A 15,372-nucleotide genomic window follows, 5' to 3' on the forward strand; every position below is an offset into this window, starting at 1 on the left:
TTTCAGACTGTTTTTTTATTTTTTTTGTTCATTCAGAGTAATCGTAAACACCATATTCATAAATATAGAATTAATTACTCACCTGATAAATAAAATTGATTCCTTTTATCTATTGCTTGATGAAGACCTTTTATTACGTAGCAATAAAAGAATTTTCTAATTTATGTTGGTTGTGAAAAAAGTGTTGAATATCTGATGCCAGTCTCTGGTAACTCCCTGTATTTTATTGAGGAACTGATCTATGAAGCTTGTTTTTATTAATGAATTCATACGGTTTTTAATATTAATATGTTCTTTTTGCTTGCTGTTTATCTCCATGAATACATTTTCAGTGAGTGAAAGTAATCATGAAGATAAAAACGTAAAAACATTTTTACAGGATATAAATAATGAAAATAAATTTGACGAAACAGAAAAAGATAAATCAAGTATTATTATTCAAAATATTCATATGATAGGTGGTTTATTGTCATCCTCTTCAGCCCAACTGACTGAACAAGCCACATCCTACGCTTTAGGTAGATTAAATGGAACAATAAATAGTGAAGTACAAAAATGGCTGTCTCAATTTGGGACAGCTAAAGTGAATTTATCCCTCGACAGAAAAGGCAAGCTGGATAACAGCTCATTAGATCTGTTATTGCCTCTCTACGATAATAAAGCGGACTGGTTGTTTTTCTCCCAGCTGGGTTATCGCAATAAAGATAGCCGCCATACCGTTAATTTGGGGCTCGGTGGGCGTTATTTCACATCTGACTGGATGTATGGTTTCAATACCTTCTTCGACCATGACGTCACAGGACGCAATAAACGTTTGGGGTTGGGTGGGGAAGCGTGGACTGATTACCTAAAATTCTCAGCCAATGCTTACCTGCGTCTGAGCAAATGGCGAAAGTCACTGAAAGAGGAAAACTGGGAAGAGCGTCCTGCCAATGGTTTTGATCTCAATAGTGAATTCTTCTTGCCAGCATATCCGAATCTCGGAGGTAAGCTGAGTTATGAACAGTACTTTGGTGATAACGTTACCTTGTTTAATCGTGACACTAAACAGAAAAATCCCGCTCTTGCCAAAGTGGGCCTGAGTTACACACCAATTCCATTGATAACGATGGGTGTGGATTACAGACATAGTAGTGGCGGGCACAGTGAAGCCCGGTTTCAGGCCAATTTAAACTATAGATTCGGTGTGCCGCTTAGCATTCAATTATCACCAGATAACGTTGCATCAATGCGTACACTGGCGGGCAGCCGTTATGATTTGGTGGAAAGAAATAATAACATCGTGCTGGATCACAGGGTTCGATTGCCTGATATGGACGTCTTCCCAAAAGAGGCTCTCTACGGGAATGGGAAGGATATGTATACCTATAGGATTTTAATTATCGATCCGGACAGTGGGAAGCCACTGCTTAACCATCGCTTAAAGCAAGTAATATGGGGCTTTGAAAATGATAGGTTGCCGAGAAAAGACTTACATTTTCAAGATATTCGGACGACTACAGATAATGAGGGATATTTAATTGCTTCATTGGTGAGTAATGTGGGAGTGGATGACATCATAGCCAAAGTGAACGTTACTATTGATGCTAATAAATCATATTCTATAGTTGCGAGAACACCAGTGAGTTTTAAAGCTGTTTCACAAGCTGCGGGGCTAAAGTTAATTTCCCCTGATAGTCATGCCATCTATATTTATACAAATGAGACTACTGATGAAAAGGGGCGGAAAAAGCCTTACAATGTTTTTAATAATTTAATTATTAAGTTAACAAAAGAAGCATCTGAACCAGAAGATCTCCCTGAACATATTGCTGGAGAAAAAGAGCGTGTCACTTATGAATCTTCGACCAACCTTGTAAAAATAGATCATGTAGGGAATATAACTTTCCCTGCTGAACATTTTAATGCTTCTAAAAAAGCAACCGTTATTGCGACAGTGACTGATTCCGATACAGGGGCTAAATATACGTATGAATACACATTTAATCCACAGAGATATATTTTTAGCCCCGAAGTTGGCTATGTAGAATTAAGAAACAACTTTGGAAACGGTAAATGTGAAACTCTTGAATCTGGCTATTCATGGTCACGTAAAGCTATATCAGTAACTGAAAAGGATGTTGTGGGATCGACATCTACAGATAGTTCTTCATTGAAAAATGAATATCTGGGGTTCCCAGGCTTCGGCGTTTTACCTGATGATGAAAAGATAAAAGTGGCTGTTGATGAAAAATCGTCAGAATTCATCTTATATTATTACGATAAAGACAGTGAAAAAGGTAAAGACAAAACAGACACCAATCCTAATCATTTTGGCAGATTGTTGTGTAAATTAGCGGGTTAAAAATAAATATTGATGACAGAAACACAGGTTTGGTTTTTTTAGCCTGTGTTTTTTATTTTCTTAAATATTTAATTCATTGATTAATATGGTATCAGGCCAACCTATAAGAACCAATTGTGTATTAAACAGTTAGAATATCTTATTAAAAATAGTTCTCACGCTCAATGAAAGTGCCAATCACTTTATCGTGCATTTCCTTAGATTTAGAATATTCTATCGTTTTTCGATTCAGTCTTTTTATCCGGGTTCGATGCGTTAAATTGTTTCTTTCTAAACATTGGGTGAATGTCTTCCCAGTCAGGTGTTCTTCCTCTGGGAGGCTGTCATATACAGCATAATTATCCGTACAATAAAACCGAATATTAAAGGGCGATAAAAGGGCAAGCAGTTTGTCTAATGTTTTCCGGCTGCGATCCCCAAAAATAGGCGCTACTATTCGTTTCAGACTAGGTTCCCAGGCATACCAGAGCCAGCGTTGATTTTTCTTGTTCCCCACAAACGACCCTTGCTCATCCATTTCACAGATAAGCTGAATGTTATCCCCGTCAAGAGGACGCGTCGTCACGTTTCGGGGGTGTAAATTTTTAGCGTTGTCATGACGGTGCTTGTGGCCACTTTCAGGACACGGGCGGTGTCGCGGATCCCTCTGTTATTCATTGCCATATCGATAACCTGCTCTTTAACACCGGGCTGTGCAGGCTTGATAGGTGTATTCCAACTGAAAGACCTTACAGCAGGCATAACAGCAATAACGGGGATGGCCGCCATGCCTTACTTATGCAATAATATATAAATACAGAATGTTCCTATATCTAAGAAGTTAAAAACTTGGAATAAGGATAGGTATATTATATAGGTAATATCACTCTATAAAATAAGTTGTCATAAATGTTGTATTTTACTCAGATTCTGATTAATAAATACTTTGTTATTTATTTTCTTCAATAGGTTCCAAATTGTATTATGGAGATGGATGTGTTTTAAAATTAACACGTGATATGTGTTAATTATGAATTGGTGATAAAGATATGGATAGATTTTATTATAAGAACACATGAATAAACTATGGGGTATGTCATTATACGAGTAAACTAGTTTGATATGCTTTTCTTGGTTTTTATTATTAATCTATTCACATGTGGTTTAATAGTGTGGTATTTTGTTTTTATTAAACTTAATTTTAATGTTCGGAAGTTATTTGATGTTGGATTTATTATCTTTTTCTGTACTGGTAGATCATATTTCATCTTTATCACAAATGTAATTATTAATTTATGTGATTAAAACACAATAGTAAATCTTTTGCTGATTGTATCCTTATTAACTAACATTTCACTAGTTAACATTTTGACCAGTAGTCCCGATAAGACCTTTGGCGAAACACGAAGTTAAAATGCTATCACCATGAATCTGTAATGTTTTGTCGTTATTCACAACCATTGGGCGAAAGAACATGGATATACGCAATCTTGAAGCTTTCATCGTTTTGGCTGAGACTCTTAATTATCATAAGGCTTCAGAGAAACTTTACCTTTCTCAGCCTGCCTTGACGAAAAAAATACATGGTCTGGAAGGTATTCTGGGTGCTTCATTATTCAGAAGGGGGCCAAGTGGAACAAGATTAACAGATTTTGGGCAGAAGACGTTGGAAAATGCCAGGAAGTTTTTAACGCATTATGAGCAGTTTAAAAGTCAGGTACAGTCTGATTCAAAAAAGGAAATTGTCAGGCATCTATATATCGGCTCCTGTTTTCCCACTCATAACTATTTGCAAATAGAAAGGCAGCTTGCAGGGAAGAAAGGGAATATTGTTCTGGCTTTGATGACAGGATTGTCAGTTGAACAGCAGATTAGTTTGTTAAATGTGGGAATGCTCCATGTAGCCGTAGTGCCGTTGGTGGCTGTGACACAGTTAGAGCCGAAAAAAACTTTTACTGAAAAATTGGTTTATATCTTTAGAAAAAGGAGTCAATTGGTATCTAAATTTAGAGCGGAAAACAGTAAATCTGAACATAAGAATTTTCTGATCAATTCATCGGGAAAAAAAGAGGTGATTGACCTGAATGATTGTCTGAATGTTTTTCCTGTTTATACTGGTGATAATATGAATTTGTTATTAAAAACAAATGATATTATGTTAATTATGGAGATGATTACAAAGAACGGTACTTATGCATGTGTACCTAAACGAATGATTGCTGCAATTCCTGATTATTATATGAATTTGTTAGAAATTATTGAAACAGATAAGAAAATAGATTTAGGTGTAGTATGGGGTAAGTCAATAGATGATGATTTGGTTGACGATGCCGAAAGTTTTTCTGCATTGGTGGCGAATTTGTAAAATAATTTGATAAGTAATCAGTGAATTATTTTTTGTTATTCTTAATGTACTCAGATTCTGAAATCAGATTTAAATTATAAATGATAAGGCAGTTTTCGTTAAGGAGCATAGAATGTTTATTAGAATTACTGATGTTTTATATTTATAGAAACACCTTTTAATTAAATGACTTATCATTTTTACGGTCAGTAAGATAGTTAGTTTTAGATGAATTCCTATTCTTATCTGTGCACATAATACGTTTAGGCGCCTTGCCATATAAAGCATGATTATCGGGTATTGAATTACAATACCCGATAATCATTGCTTAACAATAATTGAATGGTAATAAACTTACTGATTGGCGTTAAATGTTTCTGTCATTTTTTCAAGTTGCTCTTGAATATCCAGCCATTCCATTTCGATATCTTCCAGTCTGGACTTGGTTTTTATTTGTTGATGCAGGCATTCCGTTAATTCAGTTTTACGTTCACTTTCATATATTGTGTTATCTGAAAGTTTTTCTTCCAAACTTGCCAGTTTCGTACCTAAATTTTCTATCTCTTTTTCGAGAACTGTGAGTTGCTTACGCAATGGTTGCGTCTGGCTACGGAATTCTGCTTCACGCCGTTTTTGATCTTTGCGTTCTTGTGCACTGTAATTCTGAACGTTACTTACAGAATCATCTGTACCGGGAGCTGTTTTTTCTTTTTCCTGACTTTCACGCAACTGTTGACGTTGTAACTCTGTTAGCCATTGCTGGTAGTCTTCCAAATCACCTTTGAAAGGCTCTACTTTGCCATCATGTACCAGATAAAGTTCATCTGTCGTGGAACGCAATAAGTGTCTGTCGTGCGATACCACAACAAGAGCGCCATCGAAATCGATCAAGGCTTCAGTCAATGCTTGTCTCATATCGAGATCGAGGTGGTTGGTCGGTTCATCCAACAACAGAAGATTCGGGCGTTGCCAGACAATCAGCGCCAGCACCAATCGGGCTTTTTCTCCTCCGGAGAAACGGACAGTTGGATCGGTCACTTGGTCACCTTTGAAACCAAAACCACCAAGATAATCTCTTAACTGTTGTTCTGTTTCCTGAGGAGCAAGTCTGGCTAAATGTTGTAAAGGAGATTCATCTGCACGAAGGTATTCCAACTGATGTTGTGCAAAATATCCTAGCTTGATGCCTTTAGCTAAGGAAATCTCTCCTCGTTGTGGGGCGAGTTCCCCTGCCAGTAATTTTATCAGGGTTGATTTACCTGCACCGTTACGACCCAACAAGCCAATTCGTGAACCCGGAACCAGATTTAATTTGATTGAGTTCAGTACCATTTTATCTCCGTATCCGGCACTGACTTTTTCCATAATTAATAGTGGATTTGGCAGGCTGTCTGGCTGGCGGAAACTGAAACGAAATGGGTTATCAACATGAGCAGGTGTAATCAGCTCCATTCGTTCCAACATTTTGATTCGGCTTTGGGCTTGTTTTGCCTTAGAAGCTTTAGCACGAAAACGATCAATGTAGCTTTGCAAATGCGCTACTTTCTCTTGCTGGCTTTGGTATAAGGCTTGTTGCTGGGCAAGTTTGGCTGTCCGTTGCCGTTCAAAGGAAGAGTAATTGCCTGTGTATTCAAATAAGTTCTGCTGTTCGATGTGCAGGACTTTATCAATGATTGGATCGAGGAAATCTCTGTCGTGCGATATCAGGATTAAAGTACCTGTATAGTTTTTCAGCCATTTTTCGAGCCAGATTACAGCATCCAGATCAAGGTGGTTGGTGGGTTCATCAAGCAACAATAGCTCAGAACGACAAATCAGTGCCTGAGCCAGATTAAGTCGCATACGCCAGCCACCGGAAAATGAACGGACAGGTTGTTCCAGTTGAGCCTGAGAGAATCCCAGACCATGCAGTAAACTGGATGCACGAGCACGAATTGTCCATGCCTGAATGGTGTCGAGCAAGCCGTGAAGGTGTGCAATGGCATGCCCATCATTCTGTTCGTTGGCAATTTTCAGTTTCTGCTCTAATTGGCGGAATTCACGATCACCATCGATCACATGTTCCAGAGCCGAAATCTCCAGAGCTGGTGTTTCCTGATTCACCCATGCTAAAGCCCAATTGTTGGGAAATGTCGCTAAGCCACTTTCAGCTTGTAGTTCACCTTTCAGTAATGAGAGTAGGGTTGATTTACCACAACCATTTTTACCAACTAATCCCACTTTTTGTCCGGGATTGATGGTTGCGCAGGCATTGTCCAGTAGGACGCGAATACCTCGACGGATTTGCAGAGAAGAAAAAACAATCATGATGTTGTCTGTATGGGATATGTTAAGTTAATAATGAAATTATATGTATTCGTTTTGATAGCTTGGCATGCATGGTAACGGAAAATAGGTGGCCTGACACGTCCTGAAAGGGGACTGATGTTATTGTCTCTAACATGGTGATGTGAGCGAAGTGGAACTACTGCGTAAAACATTAATCAGGTTAGGGGGGGCATCTGCATCAAGCATGAACAGCAATGGGGGTAAGTATGTCAGTGAGTCGTAAACGTTTTATAGCAGGTGCTGTGTGCCCGAAGTGTCAGTCACAGGATACTTTGGCAATGTGGCAGGAAAACAAAGTTGATATTGTCGAGTGTGTTCACTGTGGACATCTCCAGCGACAAACTGATGAGGCTGTAACATCTCATATCAGAGAGCAGGAACAAGTTATCGGCATTTTTACACCTCAGTAACTCAATGTAATTACAATGGGTAACGGATAAATTTTTCCATCTCTGGGTACAGTGAAGTAGAATTCCGGTACAATCAGCGGCATTTTTTTAGTCGTAACAATTTTCCCCACGTTTTTTCCTGGGTATCGTAGGAGATGTCATGAAAGTAGTAAAAGATTTGGTGGTCAGCTTGGCTTATCAAGTAAGAGCAGAAGATGGTGTTTTAGTTGATGAGTCTCCGGTGAGCGCACCGTTAGACTATCTGCATGGCCGCGGTTCCCTGATTAGCGGTTTGGAAAAAGCGCTGGAGGGCCGTGAGGCTGGTGAACGTTTTGATGTTAGCGTTGAAGCAAATGATGCGTATGGTCAATATGATGAGAACTTAGTTCAGCGCGTACCAAAAGATGTTTTTGTTGGAGTAGAAGAGTTACAGGTTGGTATGCGTTTCTTGGCGGATACTGATATGGGGCCTGTACCTGTTGAAATCACCGCTTTAGAAGGTGATGAAGTTGTTGTTGATGGTAATCATATGCTGGCTGGTCAGAACTTGAAATTCAATGTTGAAATTGTAGCGGTTCGTGAGGCGACAGAAGAAGAACTGGCTCATGGGCACGTACATGGTCAGGGTGGTTGCGGTGATCACGATCATCATGATCATGAAGGTCATAGCTGTTGTGGCGGTGGTTGCCACTAAATTAGCTGGTTAGCTGAAAAAAGGGAAGCTGGTTGGCTTCTCTTTTTGTCGTCTTTTTGTCGGTTTCTTTGCCTTCCCCGGCCAACGTTTCCCCAATTGGATAGCCAGAAGCGGCCTCAGTGGATCTGTTTTTCAGTAATGGGGTGGAGGCGTTTCTTCTGAAAGTGGTGCAATAATTGATGACTGATGAGCTTTAAGCCGTTCGGCCATTAATTTTAGATGTTCTTTTAGCTTATCTATTTCTACCTGCTGTTTTCTGACTTCTTGATTCAACGCTTCAATGGTAACTTCCTGATAGGCCAGTTTAGTTTCCAGTTGCTCAAATCTCTGCTCAATGCTGGATAATACCATTACTTTTCCCCTGTCTTTGATCATGTAATTACGCGACGGAATGATTATTGTAACCAAACCGATACTATAATACTTGAAGCACAAGGCCTAATAGCCAAACCTTAATGTCTAAATTTTTTGGTGAAGGTTGAAAGCAGAGTGGAGAGAAATTGGAGAGCAGGAAAGCTTTTCACTCAATGAGTTACTTCAAGGTTGTTTCAGTATTTTTCAGGGCGGCGTATAGCAAATATTGTTATTGGTTTTCGTAGGCAGTTATAGTACATGTGGTTGCATGATTTTTGCTGACGGCAAACTCAGTCAAATTTATTGGAGAATAAGATGAAATCATTGTTAAAAACAACCTTGCTGGCAACTACACTGGTAATGGCATTCAGTGCACCGTATACAATGGCTGCTGAAACAAAAACCAACGATGAAGTGAAACTGAATAAAGCTTTTAAAACGGTAGTACAGCAGGATTCTTATGCGTTGGGAGCTTCCATAGGTCGTTATATGGAAAAATCTTTGGACGAACAAAAAGCGCTGGGTATTGATATTGATAAATCTCAGCTTTTGGCTGGGTTTGGAGATGCAGTCAATAATAGAAGTAAACTGAATGACACAGAAATTCAGCAAGTTCTCAGTGAGTTTGATGCAAAAATCCGAGCTTCTTTACAGGCTAAGCTGGAGAAAGAGGCCAGTGAAAATAGTGAGAAAGGAGATAAATTCCGGGAGCAGTTTGCTAAGGAAGCGGGAGTTGTAAAAACGAAATCCGGTCTTCTGTACAAAATTGAGCGGGAAGGAAGTGGTAAAACTCCTGTAGCAAGTGATACCGTAGTTGTGAATTACAAAGGAAGTTTGATCGACGGGAAAGTGTTTGATAATTCCTATGAACGCAAAGAGCCTCTGTCGATTCCTCTGGATAAAGTGATCCCGGGCTGGAAAGAAGGTCTTCAGCACCTGAAAAAAGGTGGAAAAATGAAATTGGTCATCCTACCTGAGTTAGCTTATGGCAAAAATGGAGTGCAAGAAATCCCGGCTAACTCAACCTTAGTCTTTGAAATTGAATTGTTGGATATTAAACCTAACGCGAAAGCAAAATAATTTTCATCGTAATTAATACATGATCTTATAACAGGGGCTACCAGGCCCCTGTTTTGTTATACCAATATTTACTTCGATTTAGTAAGTAATAAACGTAAATATAGAGAATGAATTTTACCAGTTATTATTTTACACAGCATTAAATGGAATAATTTTCTCATATATCAGGTATATTTGAACATAAACACTGTGATAACTCTTGGCAGTCTATTCAGTAAGGCCTTGACGACAATTTAATGTAGTTTTAACGTCATTATTCTGGATAGAATACAGCGTTTTTGAAATGTTTTCTGTTAAGTTGCAGTTATAATAAATCTCACTCTGATGCTTTTGGTGAGGTGAAGTCTAAGCTTGAAGGATGGTGTATTACATGTCTACCCCACTATTGTCCGGAGATCAAATATCTGGTGATAACAGCGATATTGATTTACTGGAAAACCAACCGTTCAGTGAAACGGATCATGAAATTTTAAAATCTTATGAAGCGGCTGTTGATGGCCTAGCTATGCTGATTGGTGGGTATTGTGAAATTGTTCTTCATTCACTGGAAGACCTTAAATGTTCAGCTGTCAGAATAGCTAATGGCGAACATACGGGCCGTAAGATTGGCTCTCCCATCACTGATCTGGCATTACGGATGTTGCACGATATTACGGATGAAGACGCCAGTGTTTCCAGAGCCTATTTCACACGGGCGAAAAGTGGAGCATTGATGAAATCGGTTACGATTGCGATTCGTAATCGCCAGCGCAGAGTTATCGGGCTTTTGTGTATTAATATGAATCTGGATGTTCCTTTCTCAGAAATTATTCAGACCTTTATTCCGGAAAAAACTCACGAAGTTTCTTCAAACGTCAATTTTGCTTCTTCTGTGGACGATCTGGTTGCACAGACTCTGGAATATACTATTGAAGAGGTAAATGCTGATCGCAATGTTTCCAACAATGCGAAAAACAGACAGGTTGTCCTGAATCTTTATGAGAAAGGTATTTTTGATATCAAAGATGCTATTAATCAGGTCGCTGATCGCCTGAATATCTCTAAACATACGGTATACCTTTATATTCGCCAGTTTAAAAGTGGTGAATGTACAAGTCCGGAGAAGTAATGTCGTCACTATCTTATTGTCTTCTGGTGACCGGGCCAGCATATGGGACTCAGCAAGCCAGTAGTGCCTATCAATTTGCTCAGGCACTTATTGCTTCTGGCCATAAATTGCATAGCGTATTTTTTTATCGTGAAGGCGTTCAGAATGGCAATCGGCTGGTAGCACCTGCTAATGATGAATTTGATCTCGTCAGAGCTTGGCAGTCATTGGCTGCTCAGCACCAGTTTAATTTATTCATTTGTGTTGCGGCAGCGTTGCGGCGTGGTGTTGTAGATGAACAACAAGCAAATGAACTGAATCTGGATGCTGCGAATCTAGCCAGTGGGTTTGAGCTCAGCGGTCTTGGCTCTCTGGCTGAGGCCATGATGTTATGTGATCGCGTGGTACAGTTTTAGGGGCATAGGCAAAAGGGTATTGAGGGTAATAATGAAAAAAATCGCCTTCGTTTTTACTGAAGCTCCCCACGGATCTTCTGTCGGCAGAGAAGGGCTGGATGCTCTACTCGCAACATCAGCTTTGACGGAGCAGATTGGTGTATTTTTTATTTCTGATGGAGTATTCCAGCTACTGTCCGACCAGCAACCGGATAAAATTCTGTCACGTGACTACATTTCAACATTTAAGATTTTATCTCTGTATGACATTGATAAGTATTATATTTGTCTTGAAGATCTAATGGTTAGAGGATTTAGCCCAGAAAATGATTTTATTCTGGAGGCCGAGTTTCTCTCCACTGAGGCCATTCGGCAAATGTTAGCGGGCTATGATGCTGTGTTGAAATTTTAATCTATTTTGGAGAGATAACATGTTATATACTGTTAGATGCTCACCTTACCAGGATGACTTCAATGCAATACTTGGCCTGATCACTGATGCGGATGATGTCCTGCTGATTCAGAATGGAGTATTGCTCAGTGTGAATGGTAATCGCTATTTAGCTGAGTTGATCCGCACAGGAGCTGGTATCTATGCTTTGCAGGATGATCTGGATGCACGGGGGCTTGCTAATCAAGTTTCAGATCGTGTACGGGTGGTGAATTACAACGGTTTTGTTAGCTTAACGGTGAAACATCAGCAAAGTTTCAGTTGGTAAATATTTCTGTATTTTGTCCGCAGACACTGCCTGTATTATTCAGCCAGCAATACTTGCTAACTCTTTGACGCCGCCGACCACCGTAGAAAGACTGTATATTTCTTGACACCTCGTCAAGTCAGCAATAAAATTCTGCGTCCTCTCGTTTTGTCATCATGACTGACAGAGGGTAAAATCCGTGTTTACGAAGCAAAAAACCAGGAGCTTTTTTAATAATGGCAACTATTAACCAGCTGGTTCGCAAATCTCGTAGCTCGAAAGTTGTGAAAAGCAACGTTCCTGCTCTGGAAGCTTGCCCGCAAAAACGTGGTGTATGTACTCGTGTATATACCACTACTCCAAAAAAACCAAACTCAGCACTGCGTAAAGTATGCCGTGTTCGTTTGACTAACGGTTTCGAAGTGACTTCCTATATCGGTGGTGAAGGCCACAACCTACAGGAACACTCCGTAATCCTGATCCGTGGCGGTCGTGTTAAAGACTTGCCAGGTGTGCGTTACCACACTGTTCGCGGTGCACTGGACTGTTCCGGTGTTAAAGACCGTAAACAAGGTCGTTCTAAGTACGGTGTGAAGAAGCCGAAGGCTTAATGGTTCTCCGTTAAGTAAGGCCAAACATTTTTTACTTTAATGTCAGAATAAACTCGTAGAGTTTTGGACAACCCTGAAATTCGAAACGGAGTATTTCCATGCCACGTCGTCGTGTAATTGGTCAACGTAAAATTCTGCCAGATCCAAAGTTCGGATCTGAACTGCTGGCAAAATTTGTAAATATCCTGATGGTAGACGGTAAGAAGTCTGTCGCAGAAGCAATTGTATATGGTGCGCTTGAGACCCTGGCTCAGCGTTCTGGTAAAGATCATCTGGAAGCATTCGAGCTGGCACTGGATAACGTGCGCCCGACTGTGGAAGTTAAATCCCGTCGTGTAGGTGGTTCTACCTACCAGGTTCCAGTTGAAGTTCGTCCGGTTCGTCGTAATGCATTAGCAATGCGTTGGATCGTTGATGCTGCTCGTAAACGCGGTGATAAGTCGATGGCTCTGCGCCTGGCGAATGAATTATCTGATGCGGCTGAAAACAAAGGCGCTGCTGTTAAGAAACGTGAAGACGTTCACCGTATGGCAGAAGCTAACAAGGCGTTCGCACACTACCGTTGGTAATCCATTTTTTGGTATACCATCGGCAGTGAATATGTTCTGGGTAGCTGATTGGCTACCCGTTCTTTAAATTGAACGCCCACGAGAGAGGAAAAAATGGCTCGTAAAACCCCTATAACTCGTTACCGTAATATCGGTATCAGTGCGCACATTGACGCGGGTAAAACCACTACCACCGAACGTATTCTGTTCTACACTGGTGTCAGTCATAAGATCGGTGAAGTTCATGATGGCGCTGCTACTATGGACTGGATGGAACAGGAGCAAGAACGTGGTATTACCATCACGTCTGCTGCGACTACCGCTTTCTGGTCTGGTATGGCTAAACAGTATGAGCCACACCGTGTCAACATCATCGACACCCCAGGCCACGTTGACTTCACTATCGAAGTAGAACGTTCTATGCGTGTTCTTGACGGTGCAGTAATGGTTTACTGTGCAGTTGGTGGTGTTCAGCCACAGTCTGAAACTGTATGGCGTCAGGCGAACAAATATAACGTTCCACGTATCGCGTTCGTTAACAAAATGGACCGTATGGGAGCGAACTTCCTGCGCGTTGTTGAGCAGATCAAAACTCGTCTGGCTGCTAACCCTGTTCCTCTGCAATTGGCAATCGGTGCAGAAGATACCTTCACCGGTGTTGTTGATTTGTTGAAAATGAAAGCAATCAACTGGAACGACGAAGATCAGGGTATTACCTTCGAATACGAAGATATCCCAGCTGACATGCTTGAGCTGGCTCAGGAATGGCATCAGAACCTGATCGAATCCGCAGCAGAAGCATCAGAAGAACTGATGGACAAATATCTGGGCGGTGAAGAGCTGACTGAAGAAGAAATCAAAGCAGCTTTGCGTAAACGTGTTCTGGCTAACGAAATTATCCTGGTTACCTGTGGTTCTGCATTTAAGAACAAAGGTGTTCAGGCAATGCTGGATGCAGTTGTCGAATATCTGCCAGCACCAACTGATGTTGAATCCATCAAAGGTATGTTGCCAGACGGTAAAGATACCCCAGCAGAACGTCATTCCAGCGATGATGAACCATTCTCAGCACTGGCGTTCAAAATCGCTACCGACCCATTCGTGGGTAACCTGACGTTCTTCCGTGTTTACTCTGGTGTTGTTAACTCTGGTGACACCGTACTGAACCCGGTTAAAGATAGGAAAGAACGTTTTGGCCGTATCGTTCAGATGCATGCTAACAAACGTGAAGAAATCAAAGAAGTCCGTGCAGGTGACATCGCAGCTGCTATCGGTCTGAAAGATGTAACTACAGGTGATACTCTCTGTGACCTGAACGCACCAATTATTCTGGAGCGCATGGAATTCCCAGAGCCAGTTATCTCTGTTGCTATCGAGCCAAAAACTAAAGCTGACCAAGAAAAAATGGGTATCGCTTTAGGTCGTCTGGCTCAGGAAGACCCCTCATTCCGCGTGAGCAGTGATGAAGAGTCTGGTCAGACTATCATTGCTGGTATGGGTGAACTTCACCTCGACGTATTGGTTGACCGTATGCGTCGTGAATTCAACGTTGAAGCGAACGTAGGTAAACCTCAGGTTGCTTACCGTGAAACTATCCGTGCCTCTGTTGAGCAGGAAGGTAAACACGCTAAACAGTCCGGTGGCCGTGGTCAGTACGGTCATGTATGGCTGCGTATCGAACCTCTGGAAGCCGGTGGAGCTGGTTACGAATTCGCGAACGAAATCGTTGGTGGTGTTGTTCCTAAAGAATACATCCCAGGCGTCGACAAAGGCGTTCAGGAACAGCTGAAGAGTGGTGTTCTGGCTGGTTATCCAATAGTTGACGTTAAAGTTGCCCTGTTTGATGGTTCTTACCATGACGTTGACTCCTCAGAAATCGCCTTTAAAATTGCTGCATCTATGGCATTTAAAGAAGGATTCATGAAAGCGAAACCAGTTCTGCTGGAACCTATCATGAAAGTTGAAGTGGAAACACCAGAAGACTATATGGGTGACGTCATCGGTGACTTGAACCGTCGCCGTGGTATGATCGATGGTATGGATGATGTAGCTACGGGCAAAATTGTTCGTGCTCAAGTACCATTGTCTGAAATGTTTGGTTATGCTACTGACCTGCGTTCTCAGACCCAAGGTCGTGCTTCTTACTCCATGGAGTTCTTGAAGTACAACGAAGCGCCGAGCAACGTCGCTCAGGCTATTATCGAAGCTCGTAAATCTAGATAAGTTTTCGAGTTTACTATCTTTTTAGCTCCCTCCTCTTTGTGACGGGGGAGCGGTATTAAGGAATAGAGTCGTGTCTAAAGAAAAGTTTGAACGTTCAAAACCGCACGTTAACGTTGGTACTATCGGCCACGTTGACCATGGTAAAACTACCCTGACTGCTGCAATCACCACCGTTCTGGCGAAAACTTACGGCGGTAATGCTCGTGCATTCGACCAGATCGATAACGCACCAGAAGAAAAAGCACGTGGTATCACCATCTCTACTTCTCACGTAGAATACGATACTCCATCCCGTCAC

15 protein-coding genes and 1 pseudogene are annotated in these 15,372 nt (G+C 41.1%); 13 read left to right on the plus strand and 3 right to left on the minus strand.

Annotated features, from left to right (window positions below):
• Positions 1–241 precede the first annotated feature (241 nt).
• Positions 242–2,344: an inverse autotransporter beta domain-containing protein gene (locus Xbud_RS04525; protein WP_099134951.1), complete on the plus strand. Its 2,103-nt coding sequence runs from the start codon at positions 242–244 to the stop codon at positions 2,342–2,344.
• A gap of 142 nt (positions 2,345–2,486) precedes the next feature.
• Here Xbud_RS04525 and Xbud_RS04530 read toward each other — a convergent pair.
• A pseudogene (locus tag Xbud_RS04530) lies at positions 2,487–3,116 on the minus strand (IS1 family transposase); the annotation flags it as partial.
• Positions 3,117–3,797: 681 nt separating this feature from the next.
• Between Xbud_RS04530 and Xbud_RS04535 the strand changes: the two are divergent.
• Complete coding sequence (locus Xbud_RS04535) at positions 3,798–4,688, plus strand: LysR family transcriptional regulator (RefSeq protein ID WP_099134952.1); 891 nt, start codon at positions 3,798–3,800, stop codon at positions 4,686–4,688.
• Positions 4,689–5,021: 333 nt separating this feature from the next.
• Here the strand turns inward: Xbud_RS04535 and Xbud_RS04540 are convergent, their stop codons facing one another.
• Positions 5,022–6,974, minus strand: coding sequence for an ABC transporter ATP-binding protein (locus Xbud_RS04540; RefSeq protein WP_099134953.1), 1,953 nt, complete (start codon positions 6,972–6,974; stop codon positions 5,022–5,024).
• Between the two features lie 227 nt (positions 6,975–7,201).
• On the opposite strand from Xbud_RS04540, the gene Xbud_RS04545 reads away from it, so the two are divergent.
• Together Xbud_RS04545 and slyD are read left to right on the plus strand one after the other, a co-directional pair.
• Positions 7,202–7,405: a YheV family putative zinc ribbon protein gene (locus Xbud_RS04545; protein WP_099134954.1), complete on the plus strand. Its 204-nt coding sequence runs from the start codon at positions 7,202–7,204 to the stop codon at positions 7,403–7,405.
• Positions 7,406–7,544: 139 nt separating this feature from the next.
• Positions 7,545–8,078 carry a peptidylprolyl isomerase gene (gene slyD / locus Xbud_RS04550; RefSeq protein ID WP_099134955.1) on the plus strand — a complete coding sequence of 178 codons (534 nt, stop codon included), beginning with the start codon at positions 7,545–7,547 and terminating at the stop codon, positions 8,076–8,078.
• Between the two features lie 132 nt (positions 8,079–8,210).
• Here the strand turns inward: slyD and Xbud_RS04555 are convergent, their stop codons facing one another.
• Positions 8,211–8,429 carry a SlyX family protein gene (locus Xbud_RS04555; RefSeq protein WP_099134956.1) on the minus strand — a complete coding sequence of 73 codons (219 nt, stop codon included), beginning with the start codon at positions 8,427–8,429 and terminating at the stop codon, positions 8,211–8,213.
• Positions 8,430–8,747: 318 nt separating this feature from the next.
• Between Xbud_RS04555 and fkpA the strand changes: the two genes are divergently transcribed.
• The 9 genes from fkpA to Xbud_RS04600 all read left to right on the plus strand — a co-directional run.
• Positions 8,748–9,512 carry an FKBP-type peptidyl-prolyl cis-trans isomerase gene (gene fkpA, locus Xbud_RS04560; protein ID WP_099134957.1) on the plus strand — a complete coding sequence of 255 codons (765 nt, stop codon included), beginning with the start codon at positions 8,748–8,750 and terminating at the stop codon, positions 9,510–9,512.
• Between the two features lie 370 nt (positions 9,513–9,882).
• A complete protein-coding gene (locus Xbud_RS04565; RefSeq protein ID WP_099134958.1) occupies positions 9,883–10,620 on the plus strand; it encodes a helix-turn-helix transcriptional regulator in 738 nt (245 codons plus the stop codon).
• Entirely contained in the window at positions 10,620–11,015 is a 396-nt protein-coding gene (gene tusD, locus Xbud_RS04570; RefSeq protein ID WP_099134959.1) for a sulfurtransferase complex subunit TusD, read from the plus strand. The genes Xbud_RS04565 and tusD overlap by 1 nt, the downstream gene beginning before the upstream one ends.
• 31 nt (positions 11,016–11,046) lie before the next feature.
• Entirely contained in the window at positions 11,047–11,406 is a 360-nt protein-coding gene (gene tusC / locus Xbud_RS04575; RefSeq protein ID WP_099134960.1) for a sulfurtransferase complex subunit TusC, read from the plus strand.
• Between the two features lie 19 nt (positions 11,407–11,425).
• Entirely contained in the window at positions 11,426–11,713 is a 288-nt protein-coding gene (gene tusB, locus Xbud_RS04580; protein WP_099134961.1) for a sulfurtransferase complex subunit TusB, read from the plus strand.
• A gap of 215 nt (positions 11,714–11,928) precedes the next feature.
• The gene (gene rpsL / locus Xbud_RS04585) at positions 11,929–12,303 is read left to right on the plus strand and encodes a 30S ribosomal protein S12 (RefSeq protein ID WP_038269449.1); all 375 of its coding nucleotides are present in this window, start codon (positions 11,929–11,931) and stop codon (positions 12,301–12,303) included.
• A gap of 98 nt (positions 12,304–12,401) precedes the next feature.
• Complete coding sequence (gene rpsG / locus Xbud_RS04590; protein ID WP_038269448.1) at positions 12,402–12,872, plus strand: 30S ribosomal protein S7; 471 nt, start codon at positions 12,402–12,404, stop codon at positions 12,870–12,872.
• Positions 12,873–12,965: 93 nt separating this feature from the next.
• A complete protein-coding gene (gene fusA / locus Xbud_RS04595) occupies positions 12,966–15,074 on the plus strand; it encodes an elongation factor G (protein WP_099134962.1) in 2,109 nt (702 codons plus the stop codon).
• Positions 15,075–15,144: 70 nt separating this feature from the next.
• Positions 15,145–15,372: GTP-binding protein (locus tag Xbud_RS04600; RefSeq protein ID WP_244589852.1), on the plus strand; the 228-nt coding region annotated here is incomplete at its 3' end.

This window comes from Xenorhabdus budapestensis, assembly GCF_002632465.1.
Lineage (GTDB): Bacteria > Pseudomonadota > Gammaproteobacteria > Enterobacterales > Enterobacteriaceae > Xenorhabdus > Xenorhabdus budapestensis.